Origin of the sequence: Kitasatospora sp. NPDC056651 (assembly GCF_042792155.1) — a bacterium.
GTDB lineage: Bacteria > Actinomycetota > Actinomycetes > Streptomycetales > Streptomycetaceae > Kitasatospora.
Genome location: NZ_JBHTWX010000010.1, coordinates 43,902 through 63,512, shown reverse-complemented (window position 1 = coordinate 63,512; position 19,611 = coordinate 43,902). Strand labels below are relative to the sequence as shown.

The following is a 19,611-nucleotide window of genomic DNA, read 5'->3' as shown; positions in this document are numbered from 1 at the left end:
GGGCATTCCTTGCTGTTCCGCGACTCCGCTACCGCGGTCGCCGCCGAGTGCCATTCTGGTGCTCTCTTCTTCCGGCTGACGGAGCAGTTCGGGCGCGCCCACGGTCACAAACCGAGCGCCTCCGAGGTCCGCTCCTGGGAGCGGAGCATTCCGGCCCTCGCGAGCGCTCTGAACGACGCGGGGCTGGGGCAGGTGGAGATGCTTCTGGAGTACGGGCTGCCGCTGAACAGCAAGCGCGCCGACGCGGTGCTGGCCGGGGTGCATCCGCAGACGGGGCTGCCGTCGTACGTCGTCGTGGAGCTGAAGCAGTGGAGCAGCGCGGAACCGGACGACGGTGATCCGTCGCTGTGCCGCGTCGATGCGTACAACCGGGCGGTGCTGAACCCCGTCGACCAGGTGCGCGGCTACTGCGAGTACCTCATCTCCTTCAACGGAACCCTGGCCGAGTACCCGGAGCGCGTCAGTGGCGCTGCGTACCTGCACAACGCGACCGAGTTCGGTGTCGCCGGGTTGTTCGAAGCCGAGCAGGACCAGCACGGTCAGCTGTTCATCGGCGCGAGGCGCGGGGAGTTCATCGATTTCCTGCGCGAGAGGTTGGGGCCCGAGTCCGGTGCCTCGGCAGCAGACGAACTCCTCGACGGGAAGGTCGGACCGTCGAAGCAGCTCATGGCGGTGGCCGCCCAGGAAGTGAGGGAGCGCGAGCAGTTCGTGTTGTTGGACGAGCAGAAGGTCGCGTACCGAACGGTCCTCAACGCGGTCCGTCGTGCCAAGCGCTCCGACCACAAGGAGGTCGTGGTCGTCACCGGTGGGCCCGGTACCGGCAAGAGCGTCATCGCGCTGTCGCTCCTCGGCGAGTTGTACCGGCAGGGCACCACCGCGCTGCACGCGACCGGTTCCAGCTCGTTCACGACGACGATGAGGAAGGTCGCGGGCGCCCGAAGGCGCGAGGTGAAGGACCTCTTCAAATACTTCAACAGCTTCATGACGGCCGAGCGCAACGGGCTCGATGTCCTGATCTGCGACGAGGCCCACCGTATGCGGGAGACCTCGGCCAACCGCTACACGTCGGCGGCGAACCGAACGGGCAAGGCCCAGATAGAGGAGCTCATCGACGCGGCGCGCGTGCCGGTCTTCCTCCTGGACGAGCACCAGGTGGTTCGGCCGGGTGAGATGGGGACGGTCGCGGAGATCGAGGCCGCCGCCGAGAAGAAGGGCCTCCGGTGCCAGGTGGTGCCGCTGGACAGCCAGTTCCGTTGTGGAGGCAGCGACGCGTACTTGCGCTGGGTGGTGAGGCTGCTGGGACTCAAGCCGGGCGGCCCCGAAGTGTGGGAACCCGACGACAAGATGCAACTCGTGGTCGTGGACAGCCCGCAAGAGGTCGAGACCTTCCTCGAAGAGCGACGCGCGCGGAACTACAGCGCCCGCATGACTGCGGGCTACTGCTGGAGGTGGACCAAGCAGGTGCCGCCCGGGCAGGCGCTGCCCACGGATGTCGTCATCGGTGGATGGGAGCGACCCTGGAACGTCTTCGGCGACCGGGCCATCGGCGGTGCGCCGCCGGCGGCTCTGTGGGCGACCGATCCGGCCGGGTTCGGCCAGGTGGGTTGTGTGTATACGGCGCAGGGGTTCGAGTACGACTGGAGCGGTGTCATCATCGGCCCCGACCTGGTGTGGCGTGGTGACCGCTGGGTCGTCGACCGTGCGGCTTCCAAGGACCCGATCTTCAAGAAGTCGACTCCCGACGCGGATGCGGACCGGCTGATCCGCAACACGTACAAGGTGCTGTTGACGCGGGGAATGATCGGCACGGTGCTGTATTCGACCGATGCCGAGACACGCGGGAAGCTTCGGGAACTGGCCGGTGTCCCGGCGCCGCGGCAGGTCTCCGATGCCGTGCTGGAGAGTGAGCCCGGCCTCAGGGGCTGATCGCTGCCGTGTACCCGGACCGCCCGGTCCCCGCGCATCTGGGGGGGGCCGGGCGGTCGTGGTTCCGGGGTCAGGCCACGGTGATGGTGATGGTGAGGAGGCCGTCCGGGGTGGGGGTGACGGTGATGGTGTCGAGGGTGGCCGCGTGGGCGTCCGGGTGGTGGGGGAGGGCGCGGGGGCCGATGCCGATGACGCGGGTGCCGGCGGCCTTGGCAGCGGCGATGCCGGCGCCGGAGTCCTCGAAGGAGACGCAGTCGGCGGGGGCGAAGCCGAGGGCGGCGGCCCCCTTGAGGAAGCCCTCGGGGTCGGGCTTGCTGGCGCCGACGGACTCGGCGGTGATCAGGACGGGCGGCAGTGGGAGGCCGGCGGCGGCCATCCGGACCCGGGCGAGCGGTTCGTCGGCGGAGGTGACCAGGGCGTGCGGGAGGCGGGCCAGGGAGGCGAGGAAGGCGGGGGCTCCGGGGACCGGGACGACGCCCTCGGTGTCGGCGCGCTCCTCGGCGAGCATCCGCTCGTTGTCGGCCAGGTTGGCCTCGACCGGGCGCTCGGGCAGCAGTTCGGCCATGGTCGCGTGGCCCTGCCGCCCGTGGGCGACGTCGAGCACCGCGGCGGGGTCCAGGCCGTGCCGTTCGGCCCAGCGGCTCCAGCAGCGTTCGACCACGGCGTCGGAGTTGACCAGGGTGCCGTCCATGTCCAGGAGGAGGGCGCGGGCGGTCAGCTGTACGGGGGCGGTGGGCACGGGGCGGCTCCTCGGTGGCAGGGCGGTGGCAGGGCGGTGGAAGGCGGTGGAAAGGATCAGCCGAGCAGGTGGGCGTTGACCGCGCGGGCTTCCTCGGCCAGCTCCGGCAGCTCCAGCACCTCGACGCCGGCCGCCGTCAGCAGGGCGGTGCCCTGGCAGTCGGTGACGAACAGGTCCGGCTCGCGCCAGGCGACCACCACGCGCGGGACGCCCGCGGCGAGGAGCAGCCGGGAGCACGGCGTCGGCCGTGAGGCGCGCTCCCCGCAGGGCTCCAGCGAGCTGTAGACGGTCGCGCCGCGCAGTCGGGGATCGCCCGCCGGGAGCTTGGCCAGGGCCGCCTCCTCGGCGTGGTCGTGCGGGTCCGACTCCCGGCTGTAGCCCTCCGCCAGCACGGTGCCGTCGGCGCCGACGATCACCGCGCCGACCGAGAAGGCCGTCCCGGAAGGCGGGCAGCGGCGGGAGAGCTCGACGGCCCGGCGCAGGTGGTCGAGGTCGGCGGCGATGGCGGGCTGGGTCACGGCGCGGGCTCCTTCGGGGCGTACCTGAGCAGGACGACATCGCCCACGGTACGTGCCTCCAACAGCCGCATCCGCCGGGTCGGGCCGCCCGGGAACGCGGCCGGGCGGACGAACCGGGGCGCCTCGGCCTGGCCGACCAGCAGAGGGGCGACGGCCAGTTGGAGCTCGTCCGCCAGCCCCTGGGACAGGAACTGGGTGTGCACGCCGCCGCCGCCCTCGACCATCAGCCGGCGCACCCCGCGCGCGCCCAGGTCGTCCAGCACCGCGCCGAGGTCCACCGCGCCGCCGAGCGCGACCACCTCGGCCAGCCCGTCCAGCCGGGGGCGCAGCAGCGTGGCCCCGGTGTCCGTGCTGTAGACGAGCTTGGCGCCGCCGGTGTGCCAGAACCGCAGCCCGGCGTCGAGTGCGCCGCTCGCGCTGAGCGTCACCTTCAGCGGGTGCTCGGGCCGGCCGGCCGCCAGCCGGGCGGCCCGGCGTCCGGGGTCGGCGACCAGCAGCCGGGGGTTGTCCGCGCGCAGCGTGTTGCCGCCGACCAGGATCGCGTCGGCGGCCGCGCGCTCCTCGTCGACCCGGTCGAAGTCGGCGGTGTTGGAGAGCAGCAGCCGTTCGGGGGAGGCGTCGTCGAGGTGGCCGTCGAGCGAGACGGCGGCGCTGAGCAGGACGAAGGGGCGCGGGCCGGGCATGGGCGGGACCGTTCTGTCGGGGGCGCCTCCACGGTACGGCGGCCGGGCGCGGGCCGGGGCTGCTCCGGCCGGTCGGCCGACATGTGAGACGGATGTTCTCGGGATGCGGACATCGGAGTAGCGTCACGGGGTGTCGAAGCCGACCACGTCCAAGGGGGACGCCATGACCGCACCGCAGCCCGCCGCCGTCTACACCCACGGCCACCAGGAGGCCGTGCTGCGCTCGCACCGCTCCCGCACCGCCGCGGACTCGGCCGGCTACCTGCTGTCCGAACTGTGGCCCGGGCAGTCCCTGTTGGACGTCGGCTGCGGGCCCGGCACGATCACCGCGGACCTCGCCGAGCTGGTCGGCCCCGAGGGGCAGGTGGTGGCGGTGGACGCCTCCGCCGAGGTGCTGGAGCAGGCGGCCGGGTACGTCGTCGCCCGGGGCCTGTCCAATGTCGTCTTCGAGCGCGCCGACGTGCACCGACTGCCCTACGGGGACGGCGAGTTCGACGTGGTGCACGCCCACCAGGTGCTCCAGCACGTGGCCGACCCGGTGGCCGCGCTGCGCGAGCTGCGGCGGGTGACGGCGCCGGGCGGCGTGGTCGCGGTCCGGGACGTCGACTACGCGTCGATGACCTGGTTCCCGGAGGTGCCCGCGCTGGACCGGTGGCTGGAGCTGTACCGGCGCACCGCCCGCGCCAACGGCGGCGAGCCGGACGCCGGCCGGCGGCTGCTGTCCTGGGCCCGCGCGGCCGGCTTCACCGAGGTCACCGCGAGCGCCACCACCTGGACGTACGCGACGCCCGAGCAGCGCGCCTGGTGGGGTGGGATGTGGGCCGACCGGGTGACGGGCACCGCGCTGGGCCGTACGGCGGTCGAGCGGGGCTTCGCGGAGCCGGAGGAACTGGACCGGATCGCGGACGGCTGGCGGGAGTGGAGCGCGGCCGGGGACGGTTGGTTCTCGATGCTGCACGGCGAGGTCCTGGCCCGCGGCTGAGCGGGCGGGCGGCGGTTCGGGGAGGTCGGGCAGGTGTTCGGAAAGATCGGGTAAAGTCGCGCGACCGTTCAGATCGGGCCCGTTCGGGTCCGAGCCATGGTGCCGGGGGCCGGGCCGACGCCCGTCCCGGCGGGTTGGGGGAGTCCACGTGTCCACGCCTGAGTCCGAGCGGCCCGCCTCGGGGCCGGATTCGCCCGCGGCTACGGGGACCGGTGCGGATGCGGGTACGGATGCGGGCGCGGGTACGGCGGCGGTAGCGGCACCGACGCCGGCACTGCCGTCGGAAGCGGCGCCGAAGGCTCCGCCGGCCGGTCAGGACCCCCGGGTGGACTTCCGTAGGGACACGGCCGAGCCCGAGGGGCCCGCCGAGCCCGGAAAGCCCGTCACGCCCGGGCAACCGGTCCCCGTCACGCCCGGGCAGCCGGCCCCGGCCGACCCCTGGGCCGCACCCGGCGTCACCGCCGGCCCGTTCGCCGCCCCGCCCACCGCGACGGCCCCGCCCCCCGCGACGGCCCCCCGGGCCGTACCGTCGTCGGCCGTCCCGCCGTCGGCCGCCCCTCCCCAGCCGCCGCACCCGTTGCCCGCCGGCGGCTGGGCCTCCGCCGCCCCCTCCGCGCAGCCCGGCTTCCCGCCGGGCCACCCCTACGGGCCGGCGCCGGCCCCGGGCATGCCCTTCGCCGCCCCCGGCCCCGCCCCCACCAACGGCCTGGCCGTCGGCTCCCTGGTCACCGGCCTGCTCCTGGTGGCCCCGGTGGCCCTGGTGCTCGGCATCGTCGCGCTGGTCCAGATCAACCGCCGCAAGGAGCGCGGCTCCGGCCTGGCGGTGACCGGACTGGTGCTCGGCACGATCGGCACGCTGCTGCTGGTCCTCGGGCTCGGGGCCGCCGACTTCAGCTCGGCGCGGGCCGGCCGCTTCGGCCAGCCCCTGAAGGCGCCGGCCGGCTCGGTGTCCTGGTCCGACCTCAAGGCCGGCGACTGCTACGACTCCCCCGGGGGCGGAACGACGGAGGGCGGGAACGGCGACGCCAAGGTGTACTGGGTGCACCGGCTGGCCTGCGCCGACCCGCACCACGGCGAGGTGGCGGGCACCGCCGGCCTCCCGAACGCCGAGGGCCCGTACCCGGGCGAGAGCGAGGTCCGCGCGTCGGCCGGTCGGCTGTGCCGCAAGGTGCTGGGCGACTACGCGCTCGACCAGTGGGTCCTCCCGGACGGCATGGACGACGTCTACCTCTACCCGACCGCGAAGAACTGGGCGTCCGGCGACCGCTACGTGACCTGTGCCTTCGAGGACCGCGAGGACCGGCACCAGGGCACGGTCCGCACCGACCGGAGCCGGCTGGCCGCGCCCCAGCTGGCCTACCTGGAGGCCGCCCGGGGCTTCAACGACGTGTACCTGGAGCCGCCGGCGGGGGACGTCTCCGCCGCCGCGGCCGAGTACCGGGTGTGGGCCCGCCAGGTGGCCGCGGCCTCCCGGGCCGAGGCGGCGGCGCTGGGCGCGCCGTCGGTGCCCTGGCCCGCCGACGTCCAGCCGAAGATCGCCAAGCTGGTCGAGGCCAAGTCCCAGGCGGCCGCCGCCTGGGACGCCATGGCCTCCGGCGACGACGTGGAGGGGGACTTCCGCCGCGCCGGGGTGCTGGAGGCCAGGATGGGGCCGGTGATCCTGGAGATCCGCCGCGGGCTGAGCCTGTCCACCGGTGAGCAGGCCCCCGATCTGCGGGTCTGAGCGGCCGCCGCGACCGGTTACCGGGCGTTGACCGTGTCCACACCCGCCGGTAACCCGCCGACCGTACGGTGACGGGCACGTCCCCGGCCCGACCCCCACGCGAGCCGGGGACCGACCGCCCTCCGCCCGGGCGTGCGACAGTCCGCGCGAGCCCCCGGTACCCTCCGGCCATGGGCACCTACCGGGTGATGCGGCAGGACGACAACGGCAACCGCTTCGTGGTCGCCAGGGACCTCGACCGGGCCGAGGCCCGACGGCTGGCCGCCGAGTTCGAGGCCCGCGGCCACAAGCAGATGTACTGGGTGGAAGCGGACGGGACGGCCCGGCCGGAGACGGCGGACGGGACGGTCCGCAACGCCTGAGCCCGTAGGGTCGGGCCCATGGACGCGACCGACGCCACCGGCACCACCCCCGCCGCCCACCCCGGGCCCGCCGCCCACCCCGGGCCCGCCGCCCCCGCCGCTCCCCGGATCGTCGTCGGCGGCGCCCTGGTCCGCCGCGGCCGGGTGCTCGCCGCCCGGCGCAGCGCGCCCGAGTCGGTGGCCGGGCGGTGGGAGTTCCCCGGCGGGAAGGCCGAGCCCGGCGAGACCGAGGCGCAGGCGCTGGAGCGGGAGCTGCTGGAGGAGCTCGGCGTACGGGCGCGCGCGCTGACCCGGCTGCCGGGCGCGTGGGCCGTGCGCCCCGGACTGGAGCTGCGCTTCTGGGCCGCCGAATTGCTGGACGGTGAGCCGCGCGCGCTCCAGGACCACGACGCGCTGCGCTGGCTGGGCCCGGACGAGCTGGACACGGTGGACTGGATCGACCACGACCGTGACGTGCTGCCGCACGTCGCCGGACTGCTGCTCACGGCGCGGCAGCCGACGCCCGTCGAGGGCGGGCAGGCCTCCGGCGGCACACCTCCCCCGGGCGACGCGCCGTCCGCCGAGTAGGTCAATCGGACAAGACGACCCGGCCGCCGGGATAGCCTGGATGCTGCTGGGTATGTCACTTTTCGGCACTATTCGTCACCATCGGTGAGCCGTCCCCAGCCGGCGACGCCGATCCCGACCAGAGCCGGAGGCCCAGTCGGTGTCGAGTACCGGGAACGGCGGCGGGGGAGAGCGGCGGGCGGGTTCCGCGGGGAGCGCCGCCGCCCGCGCCCGACTGCGCCACGCCGCCCGTCCGGCCGCCCCCCAGCCGCCGGCCGGCCGTCGTCGCGGCGGCGCCGTCGAGGCTCCCGACGCCGTACGGCCCGCCCAGCCGGCGCCGACCCTGGCGGTGTCCCAGCCGGGCCCCCGGTCCGACGGCGGCCCCCCGCCGGCGCCGGAGCACCGGTCGGAGGCGGGCCCCCGGGCCGGTCTGCGCGCCCGCCCCGGCAGACCGTTCCCCGGCGGGCCCGCCGACACCCCCGTGGGCCCCGGCAGGCCCACCGGCGGCAGCCTGCTGGACCTGCTCAAGGTCGCCATCGCGATCCTGGACACCGCGGGCCGGGTGGTGCTCTGGAGCCCGGCCGCCGAGGAACTGCTCGGCTGGCCGAACGAGCTGCTGGTCGGCCGCCGGATCGACGAGCTGATCCCCGACCCGGAGCAGGTCGCCCGGATCCGGGCCGCCATCCAGGACACCCTGCGGCACGGCCGCTGGGCCGGCCCCGCCGAGCTGCTCGACCGGGACGGCGCACCGGTCTCGGTGGACGCCCGGATCTCCCTCCTGGTGGACGGTGACGGCACCCCGTTCCTCCAGGTCAACATGGCCGAGGCGGCCGCCGTCCGAGCGGTCGAGCGGGACCTCGCGGTGCGCGACGCGCTGTTCGAGCAGTCCCCGCTGGGCATCGCCATCATGGACACCGAGCTGCGCTACACCGCCGTCAACCAGACCCTCGCCGAGATGAACGGCGTCGCCCTGGAGGACCACGTCGGCCGCACCACCGGCGAGACCCTGCCGGAGCGGGCCGCCGACGAGATCACCGCCATCCAGCGCCAGGTGCTGGCCACCGGCGAGCCGGTCATCGACGTCACCCTGGCCTCCCCGGTCACCACCCGGGCCGGCTACCGCTCGATCTCCTACAGCCGGATGACCGACCGCGCCGGCCGGGTGCTCGGCATCTCCGGCACCGTGATGGACGTGACCGAGCGCTACCGGGCCGTCGCCAAGGTCGAGCACGCCCGGCGCCGGCTCTCGCTGCTCAACGAGTTCGGCTCCCGGGTCGGCGACCTGCTGGACGCCTCCCGGATCGCCCAGGAACTCGCCAGCTCCGTCGTCCCCCGGCTGACCGACCACTCGGCGGTGGTCCTGCTCCAGGCGGTCGCGCACGGTGACGACCTGCCCCGGCACGGCCACGACCGGCGCACCTCGCTGCTCCAGCTCGGCACCGCCTCCGTCCAGGACGGCCCCGAGGTGGAGGTGATGCTGCGCCGCGGCGCGCGGATCACCTTCGCCGAGGACTCCGCCTGCGGCCGGGTGCTGCGCACCGGCGTGCCCGAGCTGCTCTCCGGCGCCGACCAGCTGGACGACGTCACCTACCCGGGCGACCCGAAGATGCAGGCCGCCCGGGACCTCGGCGTGCACTCGCTGCTGGTGGTGCCGCTGCGCGCCCGCGGCATCGTGATCGGCCTGCTGCTGGTCAGCCGGGCCGGCTACCGCGAGGGCTTCGACCGGGACGACCTGGCCTTCACCGTCGAGCTGGCCGACCGGGCGGGCAGCTCGCTGGACAACGCCCGTCTCTACGCCCGCGAGCGCACCGCCGCGCTCACCCTCCAGCGCACCCTGCTCCCGCAGCAGGTCCCGCAGCCCACCGGCGTCGAGGTCGCCTACCGGTACGTGCCGGGCAGCAGCGGCACCGAGGTCGGCGGCGACTGGTTCGACGTCATCCCGCTGCCCGGCGACCGCACCGCGCTGGTGGTCGGCGACGTGATGGGCCACGGCCTGCGGGCCGCCGCCACGATGGGACGGCTGCGCACCGCCGTCCGGGTGCTGGCCGCCCTCGACCTGCCGCCGGACGTCCTGCTGCGGCACGTCCACGAGCTGGCCGACGACCTCGCCCAGGGGCCGGACGAGGCGTTGCTGGCCACCTGCGTCTACGCGGTGTTCGACCCGGGGACGGCCCGGCTGACCGTCGCCAAGGCCGGGCACATCCCGCCGGTGCTGGTGGTGCCGGGCGGGCAGGCCCCGGAGCCCACCCACGAGGGCGGCCCGCTGCCCGGCGGCGCCGGCCGGATCCTCGACCTGCCCTCCGGGGCCCCGCTGGGCGTGGGCGGGGTCCCGTTCGAATCGGTCGAACTGAAGATCCCGGAGGGCAGCCTGCTGGCGCTGTGCACCGACGGCCTGGTCGAGTCCCGGGACAAGGACCTGGACGTCGGCCTCGGCCGGCTGGTCAGCGTGCTCCAGGAGCCGCACGCCTCCATCCAGGCCGCCTGCGAGGCGGTGCTGGACACCATGGAGCAGGGCCGGGAGCCGGACGACGTCGCCCTGCTGCTGGCCAGGCTCGGCCACGGCCGGGCCGGCACCCCGACGGCGGGCTGGACCCTGCCGGCCGAGCCCACCGCCGTCTCCCGGGCCCGCCGGCTGGTCCGCGCCACGCTCGTCGAGTGGGGCGTCGAGGAGCTCACCGACACCGCCGAGCTGCTGGTCAGCGAGCTGGTCACGAACGCCGTCCGGTACGCCAGCGCCCCCATCGGGGTCCGGCTGACGCTCGGTGAGACGCTGCTGGTGGAGATCTCCGACCCGCTCCCCGACCCGCCCCGGGAGCGGCACGCGGCCGAGGCCGACGAGGGCGGGCGCGGTCTGGAACTGGTCCACCGGCTGGCGCTGCGCTGGGGCGCCCGGGCCGAGGGCATCGGCAAGGTGGTCTGGTTCGAACAGGCGCTGCCGGGTAATGAGCCCGACGGATCGTGATCACAGCGGACAGCAGGAGAGCGGGGCCGTACATGCCGACAGGCGCTCAAGGGGAGCGCGCGCTCCGGCAGGGGGCGCGAGCGTGGCATTGTGGTTGCGCGGGCGGTAGGACAAAAACCTTCGCCCGATCTGATGTTGTGATGTTGAGGGCGTGTGAACGTACCCCTCGATGATGAATACTCGGTCTTCTCGACATCCGGACGGTCGCGGGTTGGAGGGGTCGGTCCGTTGAACAGCACTCCGGCGCGGAGCGCGCGTAGCAGCAGCGGTCATGCCGCCGTGCCCGGGCAGGCCGGTTCCCCCCACCTGCCCGTGAGGGACGGCGGGGCCGGCAGCCGCGGCCACCACCCGGCCGCCGCCGAGGAGCGGTCGTGGAGCGGCGGCGACCCCGGCACGATCTACGACTACATCCGGGTCGCCACCTTCGCGATCGGCCCCGACGGGCGGATCAGCCAGTGGAGCGAGCGCGCCGCCGACTTCTTCGGCATCCCGGCCGCCGAGGCCGTCGGCGCCGACCCGATCACCACCTTCGTGCCCCGCGAGCTCTGGCGGCGCGGCCGGTCCCGGCTGGAGCGCACCCTGGCGGGCGAGGAGTGGGTCGGCACCACCCCGTACCGGGACGCCACCGGCGGCGAGGGCCTCGCCGAGCTCTACCTGATGCCCGACAGCTCACTGCCCGCGTCGGGCGCCACCTGCCTGGCCGTCGACCTCGGCCGGCTGCGCCGGATCGAGACCGACCTGGCCGCCTCCGAGGCCGTCTTCGGGCAGACGCCGACCGGTTTCGTGCTGTTCGACGACCGGCTGCGGCTGCGGCGGGTCAACGACGCCTTCGCCTCCGGCATGGGACTGGTCCCCGCCGACCTGGAGGGCCTCACCCCGCACGACCTCTTCCCGCCGTCCGAGGCGGACCGGCTCAGCGCCGCCCTGCGCAAGGTCCTGGCCACCGGGGAGCCCGTCTTCGACCTGCGCTTCCACGGCGCCGTCCCCACCCGCGAGGGCAACCGGCTCTGGGCCGTCTCGCTGTACCGGCTGAACGGCTCCGCCGGGCAGACCACGGGCGTGGCCGGGCAGGTCTCCGACGTCACCAGCCGGCACGTCGCCGAGCGCGAGGCCGACGGCGTGCGCCGCAACCTCGCGCTGCTCAACGAGGCCAGCGCGCACATCGGCTCCACGCTCGACCTGGAGACCACCGCCAAGGAACTGCTGGACGTCGTCGTCCCGCCGTTCTGCGACCTCGCCACCGTCGACCTGTACACCGCGCTGCTCTCCGGCGAGACGGTGCCCAGCGCCGGCCGGCTCGGCGACACCGTGCTCACCGACGGCAGCGGCGAACTGCGCCGGGTCGCCGTCTCCAGCGTGGTCGGCGGCGCCTCCTCGGTGCTCGGCTCGGTCACCGGCCTGCCGATCGCCGAGGCCGGCGGCACCCTCTGTTACCCGCGCCGCTCCCCGCACGCCCGGGCGCTGCGCACCGGCCGCAGCGTCGTCCCCGAGCCCGGACCCGACCCGTTGCTGCGCTCCACCCTGATCGTCCCGCTGGTCGCCCGCGACCAGGTGCTCGGCCTCGTCCAGCTCTCCCGGGCGATCGGCAGCGAGCCCTTCGACGCCCGCGACGTCGCGATCGCCGAGGAACTGGTCGCCCGCGCCGCCGTCTGCATCGACAACGCCCGGCTCTACCGGCGCGAGCACGAGCGCGCGCTGATCCTTCAGCGCAGCCTGCTGCCCCCGGGCAACCCGGCCGCCAGCGGCCTGGAGATCGCCTGCCGCTACCTGCCCAGCAACAACAACACCGAGGTCGGCGGCGACTGGTTCGACGTCATCCCGCTGCCCGGCAACCGCACCGCGCTGGTCATCGGCGACGTGATGGGCCGCGGCCTGCGTGCCGCCGTCGCGATGGGCCAGCTGCGCACCGCCGTCCGCACCCTGGCGATGCTCGACCTCGACCCGGCCGAGGTGCTCACCGCCCTCGACGAGATCGCCCGCGGGCTCGGCGGCGACACGGTGCCGGCCGGCCCGCCCACCCCGTACGGGCGGCTCACCTCGACGGCCGACGAGGAGGCCCGCGAGGTCTACCTGGCGACCTGCGTCTACGCGGTCTACGACGCCGTCACCCGCCGTTGCGTCTTCGCCAACGCCGGCCACCTGCCGCCCGTCCTGCTCAGCCCCGGCGAGAGCGCCCGGATGCTCGACGTGCCGCCCGGGCTGCCGCTCGGCGTCGGCGGCGAGCCCTTCGAGGAGGTCGAGCTGACCCTCCCGGACGGCGCCGTGCTCGCCCTCTACACCGACGGCCTGGTGGAGAGCCGCAAGCACCAGCTGGACGAGGGCCTGCACGCCTTCCGCACCGCGCTCTCCGGCGAGGGGAAGGGCCTGGAGGACCTCTGCGACCACGTGCTCGGTGAGCTCAACCCGCACCACGGCGAGGACGACATCGCCCTGCTGATGGCCAAGGTGCACGCCTTCCCCGAGGACGCCGTCGGCAACTGGTTCCTGCCGCCCGAGCCCACCTCGGTGGCCAAGGCCCGTGAGCTGGCCTGCAGCTGGCTGCTCTCCCGGGGGCTGGAGGAGCTGGTCGACACCACCGAGCTGCTGGTCAGCGAGCTGGTCACCAACGCGCTCAAGCACGGCCGGGGCGAGATCCGGCTGCGGCTGCTGCGCGAGCGCGGCCTGGTCTGCGAGGTCTGGGACGACGGCTACGCGCAGCCCCGGCAGCGGCGCGCCCAGGAGACCGACGAGGGCGGGCGCGGCCTCCAGCTGGTCAGCCTGCTGGCCGAGCGCTGGGGCAGCCGGCGCACGCCGAAGGGCAAGATCGTCTGGTTCGAGCTGGCGCTGTAGCAGCCGGAGGCGGTGGGCCGGACGGGTGCAGTCGCCCGGCGGCCCGCCGTGTCGGGGCGGGTCGGAGCCCGGGGCGGCGTTCGATGGCCGCCATGCGCGTCCGCCAGCTCACCACCGCAGCCGTCGCGCTGCTGCTCGCCGCCGGCCTCGGCGGCTGCTCCGACGACCCGGGCCCCGCCCGCGCCCCCGCCCCCGCGCCCGCCACGGCCGATCCCACCGTCGGCACCGGGGACGTCCGGCCCGTCGACCGGGCCGGCGTCCGGGACGGCGGCACGCTGCGCTGGGCGCTGGACGGCGTCCCGGCCACGCTGAACGTCTACCAGGGCGCGGCGAGCGCCGACTCGGCGCTGCTCGCCCACGCGCTGTACCCCTCGCTGTTCCGGCCCGACGAGCACGGCCGGCTCGTCCCCGACCCGGACTACCTGGAGGACGCCGAGACCACCCCGCCCGGGCAGCAGCCCCAGGTGGTCACCTACCGGCTCAACCCGCAAGCCGTCTGGAGCGACGGCACCCCGCTCTCGGCCGCCGACCTCGACGCGCAGCGGGCCGCGCTGTCCGGCCGGGACCCGGCCTACCGCGGCGCCCGCCCGGCCGGGTACGACGCCGTCGAGTCGATCACCCAGGGCGCCGACCCGCACGAGGTGCGGGTGGTCTTCCGGCGGCCGTACGCCGAGTGGCGCTCGCTGTTCGGGCCGCTCTACCCGGCCGCCGAGACGGCCACCCCGGCCGCCTTCGCCGGGGCGCTGACCGACGAGGGCCGGCCGAGCGCCGGGCCGTACGTCCTCTCCCGGTACGACGCCGAGCGCGGGAAGGTCACCGTGGAGCGCAACCCGCTCTGGTGGGGCGACCCGGCGAAGGCCGACCGGATCGACTTCCTCGCCGTGGCACCCGAGCGGCGGCTGGACGCGCTGGACCAGGACCGGCTGGACGTCGCCACGCTCACCGCGGCGGTGGACCGGGCACAGCCGGTGCCCGGCGCGTCCGCCCCGGCGCCGCCGCCGCCCGCGGCCCCACCCGAGGCGGTACCGGAGGCCGCCCCCGAGGCGGCCGCGACGGAGCTGCGGCGGGCCGAGTCGCTGCCCGGCGTCACCGTGCACCGGGCCGCCGCGGCCTCGCTCACCCAGCTCACCCTCAACGCCACGCGCGGGCCGCTGACCGACCCGCTGGTGCGCCGCGCCCTCACCCGGGCCGTCGACCGGCGGCGGATCGCCGACGCGGCGCTCACCCCGCTGGGCCTGCCCGCCGCGCCGCTGGGCAGCCACCTGCTCGCGGGCGACCAGGAGGGCTACCGGGACAACAGCGGCGCGGCCGGCCCGGCGGACGCGGGGAGGCTGCTGGACGAGGCGGGCTGGATGCGGCCCGCCGACGGGGGCACCCGGGCCAAGGGCAGCACGCCGCTCGCCCTCTCCCTGCTCGTCCCGGCCGGTTCGGCGACCGCCAAGCGCACCGCCGACGCGCTCACCGCCGGCCTCGCGGAGTCCGGGATCGCGGTGCAGCAGGTGGCCGCGCCCGCCGAGTCCTTCGTCGGGGACCGCCTGACGGCCGGGGACTACGACCTCGCGCTCTTCTCCTGGCCGGCCGGGCCCAGCCCGGCGAGCGAGCAGCGCCCCGCGTACGCCAAGCCCCGTCCGGACGCCGACGGCACGCCCGAAGCGGGCAGCAACTTCGGCCGCGGCGGCACCGAGGAGATCGACCGGCTGTTCGACCGGGCGGCCGCCGAGCTGGACCCGGTCGCCCGGCTGGACCTGCTCCAGGAGACGGACGTGCGGATCTGGCAGCTCGGGCACTCGGTGCCGCTCTACCAGCGGCCGGAGCTGGTCGGTGTCCGGGCCGGGGTGGTCGGCGCGGGGGCGTACGGCTTCGGCTGGCCGCGCTTCCAGGACGTGGGCTGGAGCGGCTAGGGAAGCCGGACAGGACCCAGGGAAACCGGGCCGGGACGGCCGGGGAAGCCGGGCGGGCGCGGCGTCGTCGGATCACGAACGGACGGGGTCGGGAACGCGGCCGCCGGGTGAAGGGTGTGTGACCCACCTGTGATCTTGATCCCGCCCGACCTGCTCGTTTCCGCCCACCTCGGCGCTTCCCCGTACGATAGGAGGAAGCCGAGGCATGGCCATGTGCCCGGCGGGTGGACCGGTAGTAGCAGGCGGAACGGGCGGCGGCGATCGAATGGGATCGCAAGTGCGCGTCACGCAGCCGGGCGCCGTAACCCACGATTCCGGGAGAATCCGCTAGGCATGCCCACGCGCAACGACATCCGTAACGTCGCCATCGTCGCCCACGTCGACCACGGCAAGACCACCCTGGTCGACGCCATGCTGAAGCAGGCCGGCGCCTTCGCCGCCCACCAGCACCTCGACGACCGGATGATGGACTCCAACGACCTGGAGCGCGAGAAGGGCATCACCATTCTCGCGAAGAACACCGCCGTCAAGTACCACCCCAAGGACGGTGGCGCGCCGATCACCATCAACATCATCGACACCCCGGGCCACGCCGACTTCGGTGGCGAGGTCGAGCGCGGTCTGTCGATGGTGGACGCGGTCGTCCTGCTGGTCGACGCCTCCGAAGGCCCGCTGCCGCAGACCCGCTTCGTGCTGCGCAAGGCGCTCACCGCCCGCCTGCCCGTCATCCTCTGCATCAACAAGACCGACCGTCCGGACTCCCGGATCGACGAGGTCATCAACGAGACCTACGACCTGTTCCTGGACCTGGACGCGGACGAGGACCAGATCGAGTTCCCGATCGTCTACGCCTGCGCCCGTGACGGCGTCGCCTCGCTGACCAAGCCGGAGAACGGCACCGTCCCGGCCGACAGCACCAGCCTGGAGCCGTTCTTCTCCACCCTGCTGGAGCACGTCCCGGCCCCCAGCTACGACGAGGCCGCGCCGCTCCAGGCCCACGTCACCAACCTGGACGCCGACAACTTCCTCGGCCGCATCGCGCTGCTGCGCGTCGAGCAGGGCGAGCTGCGCAAGGGCCAGACCGTGGCCTGGATCAAGCGTGACGGCTCGATCCAGAACGTCCGCATCTCCGAGCTGCTGATGACGGAGGCGCTCACCCGCAAGCCGGCCGAGGTGGCGGGCCCCGGTGACATCTGCGCCGTCGCCGGCATCGGCGAGATCATGATCGGCGAGACCCTGGCCGACCCGGAGAACCCGATCGCGCTGCCGCTGATCACGGTGGACGAGCCGGCCATCTCGATGACCATCGGCACCAACACCTCCCCGCTGGTCGGCCGTGGCGGCAGCGGCAAGGGCGCGGACGCCAAGGCCGCCGGCAAGGTGGACCGCAAGGTCACCGCCCGCCAGGTGAAGGACCGCCTGGACCGCGAGCTGATCGGTAACGTCTCGCTGCGCGTGCTGGACACCGAGCGTCCGGACGCCTGGGAGGTGCAGGGTCGCGGTGAGCTGGCGCTGGCCATCCTGATCGAGACCATGCGTCGCGAGGGCTTCGAGCTGACCGTCGGCAAGCCGCAGGTGGTCACCAAGCAGGTCAACGGCAAGACCCACGAGCCGGTCGAGCGCCTCACCGTGGACGTGCCGGAGGAGCACATGGGCGCGGTCACGCAGCTCATGGGCATCCGCAAGGGCCGGATGGACAACATGTCCAACCACGGCTCGGGCTGGGTCCGGATGGAGTTCGTCGTGCCGTCCCGCGGCCTGATCGGCTTCCGCACCGAGTTCCTCACCAACACCCGCGGCACCGGCATCGCGCACTCGATCCACGAGGGCCACGAGCCGTGGTTCGGCAACCTGACCACCCGGAACAACGGCTCGCTGGTCGCCGACCGGGCCGGTGTGGTCACCGCCTTCGCGATGACCAACCTCCAGGAGCGCGGCGTGCTCTTCTGCGAGCCGGGCACCGAGGTGTACGAGGGCATGATCGTCGGCGAGAACTCGCGCGCCGACGACATGGACGTGAACATCACCAAGGAGAAGAAGCTCACCAACATGCGGTCGGCGAACGCCGACGTGGCCGAGTCGATCGTCCCGCCGCGCAAGCTCTCGCTGGAGCAGTCGCTGGAGTTCTGCCGCGAGGACGAGTGCATCGAGGTGACCCCGGAGACGGTTCGCATCCGTAAGGTCGTCCTTGACCAGAAGGACCGCGGCCGCACCGCCTCGCGCGCCAAGAAGGCGTGATCCGGACGCGCTGAACGGCCATTGGCCGGAATGATTCGCCCCCCTTTCCCATGGAGAGGGGGGCGAACTTTTTCAACTACTCCAAGTTGTCGGGGCCGCTATTCACGGAATAGCGCTCATCACACCCGAGTGTCCGCTGAGCGGACGTGACAGTTCGTCATCCGTGACGACTGTCCGTTTGGTGCCTGTCTGGCTATGTCTCAAATGTCCGGTTTTCGAAACTTACCGACTGTTCATGTGACCTAATTGAGATCGTCACTGGTCACTTTCGTGTCCGTGCGTGACGGATAGTGGGTGCAGTCAGGCTCGGGTCAAGGGTGAACGCGCAGGGGTGCGCGCCGAAACCACGAGCGCGGACGGCACAGCGGGCCCGGTGGCAACCGTTCCGCAGTGCCCTCCTCGTTGCAACGTCGAATTCAGGAGGCACACCGATGCGCGGTGCGAGCCAGGCCAAGTGGGTTGTCGCAGCTGTTGCGGTCGCCCTCGCCGCGACTGCGTGCAGCAGCAGCAGCGACACCTCCGGGGGCAGCTCCGGCAACGGTGAAGTCAACGCCGGGGCCACCTTCAGCTACCAGAGCGGTGAGCCGCAGCGCCCGCTCCAGCCGGCCAACGCCAACGAGAACATCGGCGGCCGTATCGTCAAGGAGCTCTTCAAGGGCCTCGTCGACTACGACCCCGCGACCGGCGCGCTGCGCAACCAGGTGGCCGACAAGATCGAGACCACCGACGCCAAGAACTACACCGTCACGCTGAAGTCCGGCTGGACGTTCCACGACGGCACCCCGGTCACCGCGGCGTCCTTCGTGAAGGCCTGGAACTGGTCGGCCAACACGAAGAACAACCAGATCAACTCCTCCTGGTTCTCCGACATCGTCGGCTACTCCGATGTCCACCCGGAGAAGGGCGACCCGACGGCGACCGAGATGTCCGGTCTGAAGATCGTCGACGACACCCACTTCACCGTGCAGCTGACCGACCCGGTCTCGTACTTCACGTACAAGCTCGGCTACGCGGCCTTCTCCCCGCTGCCCGAGGGCTTCTTCAAGGACCCGGAGGGCTACGGCCAGAAGCCGGTCGGCAACGGCCCCTACCAGTTCGTCTCGTGGGAGCACAACAAGGCCGTCACCGTCAAGGCGTTCGACAAGTACGCCGGCACTGACAAGCCGAAGAACGGCGGCATCGTCTTCCGGAACTACAGCACCGGTGAGGCCGCGTACAAGGACCTGATGTCCGACACCCTGGACGTCCTGGACCAGGTCGACTCGACCGACCTGCCGAAGTACAAGGACGACCTGGGCAAGCGCGCCGTCGACCAGGCGCAGGGTGCCATCCAGAACGTCGGCTTCGCGCTGTACCAGGGTGACTGGAACGCCCCGGAGAAGGCCAAGGTCCGCCAGGGCATCTCGATGGCGATCGACCGCGACACCATCACCAAGACCGTCCTGAACGGCAACCGCATCCCCGCCGACTCGTGGGTCGCCCCCGGCGTCATGGGCTACAAGGCCGACACCTGCGGCGAGTACTGCAAGTACAACCCGGAGAAGGCCAAGCAGCTGATCACCGAGGGCGGCGGCGTCCCCGGCAACAAGCTCACCATCCTGTACAACGCCGACGGCAGCCACAAGGAGTGGGTGGACGCGGTCTGCAACTCCATCCGCCAGGCGACCAGCATCGACTGCACCGGTGACCCGAAGCCGGACTTCAAGACCGTGCGTGACGTCGTCACCAACAAGCAGGTCCAGAGCATGATGCGTACCGGCTGGGTGCAGGACTACCCGCTGAACGCCAACTTCCTGCGTGACGTCTACGGCACCGGCGCCTCGTCGAACGACAACCAGTACTCCAGCCCGGAGTTCGACAAGCTGGCCAAGGAGGCGGACGCCGCCACCTCGGTCGAGAAGACCGCCGAGCTGTACCAGCAGGCCGAGGCCCAGCTGGCGAAGGACATGCCGTCCATCCCGCTCTGGTACTACAAGACCAGCTCCGGCTACTCCAAGAACGTCCAGAACGTGAAGTTCGACTCCTTCGGCGACCCGGTCTTCACCGACGTCGAGGTCAAGAAGAAGTAATCGGTCGGCACCGCCTGACCCGGTGACAACGGCCGGTGCCCGTCCATCCCCACAAGGGCGAGGACTGGCACCGGCCGTTGGCACGCCGACTTATCTCTTGCCGGGTTGACGGGCCCGGCAGAGCCATACATGG

At 73.4% G+C, this 19,611-nt stretch carries 11 protein-coding genes and 1 pseudogene; 10 read left to right on the top strand and 2 right to left on the bottom strand.

What is annotated here, in order from left to right; all coding sequences use genetic code 11:
- Window positions 1-9: 9 nt before the first annotated feature.
- Window positions 10-1,926, top strand: a complete 1,917-nt coding sequence (locus tag ACFRAR_RS06925; protein WP_380695575.1) for a DNA/RNA helicase domain-containing protein — start codon at window positions 10-12, stop codon at window positions 1,924-1,926.
- Window positions 1,927-1,996: 70 nt separating this feature from the next.
- Here ACFRAR_RS06925 and ACFRAR_RS06920 read toward each other — a convergent pair whose 3' ends face one another.
- On the bottom strand, window positions 1,997-2,617 hold the full coding sequence (locus ACFRAR_RS06920) for an HAD-IA family hydrolase (protein WP_380695675.1): 621 nt from the start codon (window positions 2,615-2,617) through the stop codon (window positions 1,997-1,999).
- 104 nt (window positions 2,618-2,721) lie between these two features.
- A pseudogene (locus ACFRAR_RS06915) lies at window positions 2,722-3,866 on the bottom strand (dihydrofolate reductase family protein).
- A gap of 163 nt (window positions 3,867-4,029) precedes the next feature.
- Here ACFRAR_RS06915 and ACFRAR_RS06910 point away from each other — a divergent pair.
- The 9 genes from ACFRAR_RS06910 (at window position 4,030) to ACFRAR_RS06870 (ending at window position 19,478) form a co-directional block, all read left to right on the top strand.
- The gene (locus ACFRAR_RS06910; RefSeq protein ID WP_380695573.1) at window positions 4,030-4,848 is read left to right on the top strand and encodes a methyltransferase domain-containing protein; all 819 of its coding nucleotides are present in this window, start codon (window positions 4,030-4,032) and stop codon (window positions 4,846-4,848) included.
- A 325-nt stretch (window positions 4,849-5,173) separates the two neighbouring features.
- Window positions 5,174-6,571 (top strand): DUF4190 domain-containing protein, encoded by a 1,398-nt coding sequence (locus ACFRAR_RS06905; protein ID WP_380695571.1) that lies wholly within the window; start codon window positions 5,174-5,176, stop codon window positions 6,569-6,571.
- A gap of 170 nt (window positions 6,572-6,741) precedes the next feature.
- Window positions 6,742-6,933, top strand: a complete 192-nt coding sequence (locus ACFRAR_RS06900) for an SPOR domain-containing protein (RefSeq protein ID WP_380695569.1) — start codon at window positions 6,742-6,744, stop codon at window positions 6,931-6,933.
- An 18-nt stretch (window positions 6,934-6,951) separates the two neighbouring features.
- Window positions 6,952-7,500: an NUDIX domain-containing protein gene (locus tag ACFRAR_RS06895; protein WP_380695567.1), complete on the top strand. Its 549-nt coding sequence runs from the start codon at window positions 6,952-6,954 to the stop codon at window positions 7,498-7,500.
- Between the two features lie 139 nt (window positions 7,501-7,639).
- Window positions 7,640-10,441, top strand: coding sequence for a SpoIIE family protein phosphatase (locus ACFRAR_RS06890; RefSeq protein ID WP_380695565.1), 2,802 nt, complete (start codon window positions 7,640-7,642; stop codon window positions 10,439-10,441).
- A 228-nt stretch (window positions 10,442-10,669) separates the two neighbouring features.
- Entirely contained in the window at window positions 10,670-13,270 is a 2,601-nt protein-coding gene (locus ACFRAR_RS06885; protein ID WP_380695563.1) for a SpoIIE family protein phosphatase, read from the top strand.
- Window positions 13,271-13,362: 92 nt separating this feature from the next.
- Window positions 13,363-15,171: an ABC transporter family substrate-binding protein gene (locus tag ACFRAR_RS06880; RefSeq protein ID WP_380695561.1), complete on the top strand. Its 1,809-nt coding sequence runs from the start codon at window positions 13,363-13,365 to the stop codon at window positions 15,169-15,171.
- Between the two features lie 333 nt (window positions 15,172-15,504).
- Window positions 15,505-17,409 (top strand): translational GTPase TypA, encoded by a 1,905-nt coding sequence (gene typA, locus ACFRAR_RS06875; RefSeq protein WP_380695559.1) that lies wholly within the window; start codon window positions 15,505-15,507, stop codon window positions 17,407-17,409.
- A gap of 431 nt (window positions 17,410-17,840) precedes the next feature.
- Window positions 17,841-19,478, top strand: coding sequence for an ABC transporter substrate-binding protein (locus ACFRAR_RS06870; protein WP_380695557.1), 1,638 nt, complete (start codon window positions 17,841-17,843; stop codon window positions 19,476-19,478).
- The last annotated feature ends 133 nt before the right edge of the window (window positions 19,479-19,611 follow it).